At 27.6% G+C, this 449-nt stretch carries 1 pseudogene; it reads right to left on the bottom strand.

Annotated features, from left to right (window positions below):
• Positions 1–297: pseudogene (locus FLACHUCJ7_RS25080) on the bottom strand (hypothetical protein); the annotation flags it as partial.
• Positions 298–449: the final 152 nt, after the last annotated feature.

Genomic DNA, 449 nt, shown 5'->3' with positions numbered 1-449 from the left:
AAAGTATTTTAAGAAAGCTACATATCCGGGATCTGAATTTTGATAAACTGAATTTGGATCACGCAAAATGTTGTCTTCTGTAATTTCCATATCACCCATGCCGGTTAAAACCCAATTTATGTTTAAATTAGGATAAACCTGCATAATTTTCTTCAAAATATTCATTCCCAATGACCTGGAATTCGTCAAAATTGGATGTAAAGAGGTGTATAATATATCATTTTCTATACAGAACTGCCTAAGGTTAACTTCCTTTCTTTCAATATAGTAGCGTAATCTTTCGCCTTCTGTTTGCATTTTTTTTAAATTTTTGTATTAAAAATGATACAATATATCAATAAATGATATATATTTGAAATAGTTACTTCGTAGTAAATACGTAGTAAAAATACAATAATTATATGATTCAAATAAAACTTATCTATGATTACAGCCAGACAAAGGAATAA

Origin of the sequence: Flavobacterium salmonis (genome assembly GCF_903819435.1) — a bacterium.
In the GTDB taxonomy this organism is placed as follows: domain Bacteria; phylum Bacteroidota; class Bacteroidia; order Flavobacteriales; family Flavobacteriaceae; genus Flavobacterium; species Flavobacterium chungangense.
Note: the sequence above shows the minus strand (reverse complement) of the source record. Positions and strands in the feature narration are given on the sequence as shown.